This is a genomic window from Streptomyces sp. NRRL F-4489, from assembly GCF_001509485.1.
In the GTDB taxonomy this organism is placed as follows: domain Bacteria; phylum Actinomycetota; class Actinomycetes; order Streptomycetales; family Streptomycetaceae; genus Streptomyces.
On sequence record NZ_LLZI01000111.1, the window covers coordinates 1 to 4313 of the forward strand.

Here is a 4313-nt window from a genome sequence, read left to right on the forward strand (position 1 = left end):
GCGGGGGCCCGCTCCGCCCGCACGGGCCCCCACGGGCCGCGGAAGTCTTGCCGTCGCGGGGCTTTTGGGGGGCGCGACCCCCCAGAACATTTAACGCACGTCTCAAACAGCCCCCCCCCCTCCCCGCCCCCGGCCAGTTCGCCCGTCAGGTCCGCCTGGGCGCCCGGCCGGGCGGGGGCTGCCAGCAGCCGGCCCGCCGCGTGCCCGGTCACCCCGCCGCGCGCGGTGACCGACGCGACCTGTCCGCTGCCCGCCGCCAGCAGCCACCACCGGCCGTCCGCGCCCTTCCACAGCACCCCCGCCAGCACCCGCGGCGCCCGGGGGCCGCACGCCGTACCGCCCTCCACCCGGGCCGTCACCGCGCCCGGCGGATACGGCCGCCCGGCCGGGTCCGGCCGCCCGCCCGGCGGCGGTGCCTGGAACTCCGTCATCGTGCGGCTCCCCGCCCCGCGCCAGGTCTCCGCCCGTACGCACAGCCAGGCCGCGCGGCCCGCGCCCCCGGGGAGCGGCTGCTTGGCGAACCGCCAGGCGTTCACCGCCCGTACGCCCTGCCCCAGGACGTCCGACAGCCCGCACGCCGTACGCGCCCACGCCGTCCGCCCCGCCGCCCCGGACACCGCGCCCGGCGCGCCCGGCGGCCCGTACGTGAGCCGGGCCGGGACCAGTTCACCGAGGTCCGTCAGCAGCTCACCGCCCTTGCGCCCGGTAGGTCCGGCACCGCCCTCCGCGCCCGGCTGCCCGTCCAGCCGCCCGCCGACCCGTAGGGCGGGCCAGCCGGTGCACTTCTCCTCCGGGCGCGGCACCGGCACCGGCGCGGTCAGCCCGTCCTCGCCCACCGCGACCCGCTGCCCCGCCCCCGCGTCCGGCCGCACCAGGTCCACCAGCCGCACCGACGTCACCCAAGGCGCCACCAGATAGCGGACGTTGCCCGCCGTGCGGCCCGCCACCAGCGCGCTCGCCGCGCCCGCCGCCGCCCCGTCCGTCCGCGCGAAGTCCAGCCCCACCGCCGGATCGCCGTCCTGCCCCTCGCCGCCGGCCTGCTCCGCGTACCGCACCACCCGCAGCCCGTCGTGGAAGAGCACCACCACCGCGTGGTCCACCGCGCCCGCGAAGAGCAGCTGGGGCGGTCCGGCGGCCGGCCCGGTGGGCGTCCCCGGCGTCGCGGTCACCTGGACGCCCGCGCCGGGCCGGGCCCATACGGCCAGCGCCCGGCGCAGCAGCGCCTTGTCGCCGGTCCGGTCGCCCCGGGCCGGCCAGGCCGCGAAGTCCGGCCGGGCCGCGGTCTTCCAGGCGGCGGCCGACGACACCAGGAGCCGGCCCGGATCCAGCGCCGCCTCGGCCGCGGCGTTGCGGGCGTAGGGCGGGGCCGCGGCGCCGTCCGGCCCCCAGCCCTCGCCCGGCATCCCGAGCAGCGCCCCGCAGACCAGCACCGCCGCCCCGGCCGCCAGCGCCGCCCGGCCGTGCTGGCGGCGCCGGACCAGATCCGTCGGCCGGGCCTGGAGGGCGCACGGGTCGAACTCCACCGACTCCAGCAGCGCCCGGTCCCGGCTCCCGGCCGGCACCGCGGCCCGCTCCGCCGCGGCCAGCGCCTCCCGGGGATCGGCGACCCCCGCGGCCTCCAGCACCCGCCGGGTCTCCTGGACCGTCAGCCGCTCCAGATCCCGTAGGACGAACGCCGCCCGGGCCGGCCCGGAGAGCTCCGACAGCGCCTGGTCCAGAGCGAGTTCGTCGGCGCCACCGGAACGCGGGAACAGCCGCAGGCCCCACACCTGGGGGAGCGGCGCCGGGAGCGGCCACCGCCGGCGCCCGGCGGCCAGCGCGGCCCGGAGTACCCGCAGCCGCATCAGCGCGTAACCGGGATCGAGGGCCGGGTCCCCGCCCCTTTGGGCGGGCAGCACCGTACCGGGGCCGGACCGGCGGGGCAGCGCCCGTTGGACGACGGCGTGCGCGGCCAGCACCCGCCGCCCGCGGCTGGCGGCCGGCGGCAGCACCAGATACGCCAGCCGGGTCAGCCGGGGGTAGTGCTCGACGAGGGCCGCCTCGGCCTGCTCGACATCGATGGGCTCGACCCCGCCGGCGGCTCCGGCGGGGGAGGTGCGGTCCGGGCGCGGGGTTGCCGCCTGCTGCTGCTCCACATTCCGTGGAACGAGTGAATCCGGTGCGGGTCACCGCACCACCGGGCGCCCCGGACGGGTGACCCGTCTGGGCCGCACCCGCCGGGGCCCGGAGGCGGGGGGCTTTGGCCCTGCCGGCGGCCGGGCGGTCCCCGGCGGCCGGCCCGAGTGACGGCTGACGGCCTGACGGCTCGGCGGCCTGGCGGCCCGCCGGTCAGCCCTGCTGCTCGCCGGTCGGCGACTCCTGCTGCTGACCGGCGGAAGCGTCCACCTGATGCCGGTCCAGGTCGAACTCCCCGTCCCGCGCGCCCAGTACGAACGCCCGCCACTCCGCCTCGGTGTAGCGCAGCACCACATCCGGCTCGGTGGAGTTCCGCATCGCCACCGCGCCGCCTTCCAGGAAGGCGATCTCCACCGCCTCCGCGTCGGGGTCGCCGGGCGGGCGCTGCCAGACGGCGTCCGAGATGTCGAGGCCGTAGAGCCATTCCTTGTCGGCTGCGGTGCCCATGTCCTGCTCCCCTTACTCGCCTGAGCTGTGCCGGTCAGCGTACGCGGCGGCCGCACGCGCTTCCACCGGGGAAGTCGGCCGCCCGCGGCGGCGATTGGCCGGAAACCGCTGGTGGGGGCGGGTGCGAGGGCCGTGCGTCCCCTTCGTGCCGGGCCGGTGCGCTTCTCCGTACCGCACCGCCCGGCGACCGGACTCGATCACCCGCTGATCACACTCGACCGGATTCGACCGCGGTCGACCAGAGTTCCGCGGCCCCTCACCCGTACGCTCCCTGGGCTTCACGCGCCCGGACCGCGCACCCGGGAACAGTCTGCCGCGTAGGAGCACGCCAGGTCATCGGGTCGCGCACCCCGGCAGGGCCGCACCCGCACCCCTACGGAGGCTCTGATGAGCACGGCACCGACCACGTCCGCCGGCCGCCCCGGTCCCCCCGCCGCCGCCGTCCCCGAGTACACCGTCGCCCTGGCCGCCACCCCCGACGAGGTGCGGGCCGCCCAGCGGCTGCGCCACCAGGTCTTCGGCGGCGAACTGGGCGCCGCCCTCGACACCCCGCTCGCCGGCCACGACATCGACCCGCTCGACGACCTCGCCGACCACCTCATCGTCACCCACACCCCCACCCGCGCCGTCGTCGGCACCTACCGCCTGCTGCCCCCGGGGCGGACCCAACGCCTCTACTCCGACGGCGAGTTCGACCTCACCGCCCTCGACCCGCTGCGCCCGTCGCTGATCGAGGCCGGCCGCTCCTGCGTCCACCCCGCCCACCGGGGCGCCGCCGTCATCAACCGGATGTGGGGGGCCCTGGCCCGCTACACGCTGCTTTCCGGCCACCGCTACCTCGCCGGCTGCGCCTCCGTCCCGCTCGCCGACGGCGGCACCGCCGCCACCCACGCCTGGGCGCTGGCCCGCACCCGCCACGCCCCGCCGCCCGGCCTCCTGGTCACGCCGCACCGCCCCTGGCACCCCACCGCCCCGCTCCCGGACCGCCCGGCCCCGAACGCACTGCCCCCGCTGCTGCGCGGCTACCTCCGCATCGGCGCCTGGATCTGCGGCGCCCCCGCCCACGACCCGGCCTTCGGCGTCGCCGACTTCTTCACCCTCCTGGACATGGACCGGCTCTCCGCCCGCTACCGCCACTTCTTCCTGGGGAGTGAACGATGAACCTCTGGGGGGCGATGGAGGGGCGAGTGACGAACGGGGGAGTGGGGCGCGCTCTGGTCGGGCCCGTGGCGGATGAGGCCGTGGCCAACGGGCGCGCGGTGGTTCCGGTCGTGGCCAACGGGTCTGTCGTAGCCAACGGGCCTGCGGACTACGGGCCCGTGGCGAACCCGGGGCCGGCGCATCAGGCGACGCACCGGGCCGTGGCGAACCCGGTTACGGCGAACGGCCCGTGGGACATCCGCCCCGTCTGCACTTCACGGTGCGCCGTGCCCACCGCCCCGCGCGTCCCCCTCCCCGTCACCGCCCGGCGCGCCGCCGCGTTCGCCGGAACGGTGGCCCGCGCCCTGGCGGACAGCCCCCGGCTGGCGGACCCGCCCCGCCTCCAGGCGCACGCCCGCACCCTGCTCACGGCCCTCGGGGTCGCCGTGGAACTTCGCACCTGGACGGCCGCCGGTCCGGGGCCGCTCACCGTGCCGCGTCCCGGTCCCGCCGCCGCCCCCGCCCCCACCGCCGACCGCAACGCGGACCCC

3 protein-coding genes and 1 pseudogene are annotated in these 4313 nt (G+C 78.6%); 2 read left to right on the forward strand and 2 right to left on the reverse strand.

Annotated elements, in window-relative coordinates:
• Both ADL22_RS10510 and ADL22_RS10515 read right to left on the reverse strand, forming a co-directional pair.
• A partial coding sequence (locus ADL22_RS10510) for a hypothetical protein (RefSeq protein WP_234430631.1) occupies positions 1-2135 on the reverse strand: 2135 nt, incomplete at its 3' end.
• Between the two features lie 193 nt (positions 2136-2328).
• Positions 2329-2622, reverse strand: coding sequence for a DUF397 domain-containing protein (locus tag ADL22_RS10515; RefSeq protein ID WP_066976134.1), 294 nt, complete (start codon positions 2620-2622; stop codon positions 2329-2331).
• 387 nt (positions 2623-3009) lie between these two features.
• Between ADL22_RS10515 and ADL22_RS10520 the strand changes: the two genes are divergently transcribed.
• Together ADL22_RS10520 and ADL22_RS10525 are read left to right on the forward strand one after the other, a co-directional pair.
• Positions 3010-3783, forward strand: a complete 774-nt coding sequence (locus ADL22_RS10520; RefSeq protein WP_066976137.1) for a GNAT family N-acetyltransferase — start codon at positions 3010-3012, stop codon at positions 3781-3783.
• Positions 3784-4049: 266 nt separating this feature from the next.
• Positions 4050-4313 (forward strand): annotated as a pseudogene (locus ADL22_RS10525) (hypothetical protein); the annotation flags it as partial.

Bases quoted from the DNA above. Each gene is read 5' to 3' on its own strand.
- ADL22_RS10515 (WP_066976134.1), bottom strand. From the start codon at position 2,622: ATGGGCACCGCAGCCGACAAGGAATGGCTCTACGGCCTCGACATCTCG.
- ADL22_RS10520 (WP_066976137.1), top strand. From the start codon at position 3,010: ATGAGCACGGCACCGACCACGTCCGCCGGCCGCCCCGGTCCCCCCGCC.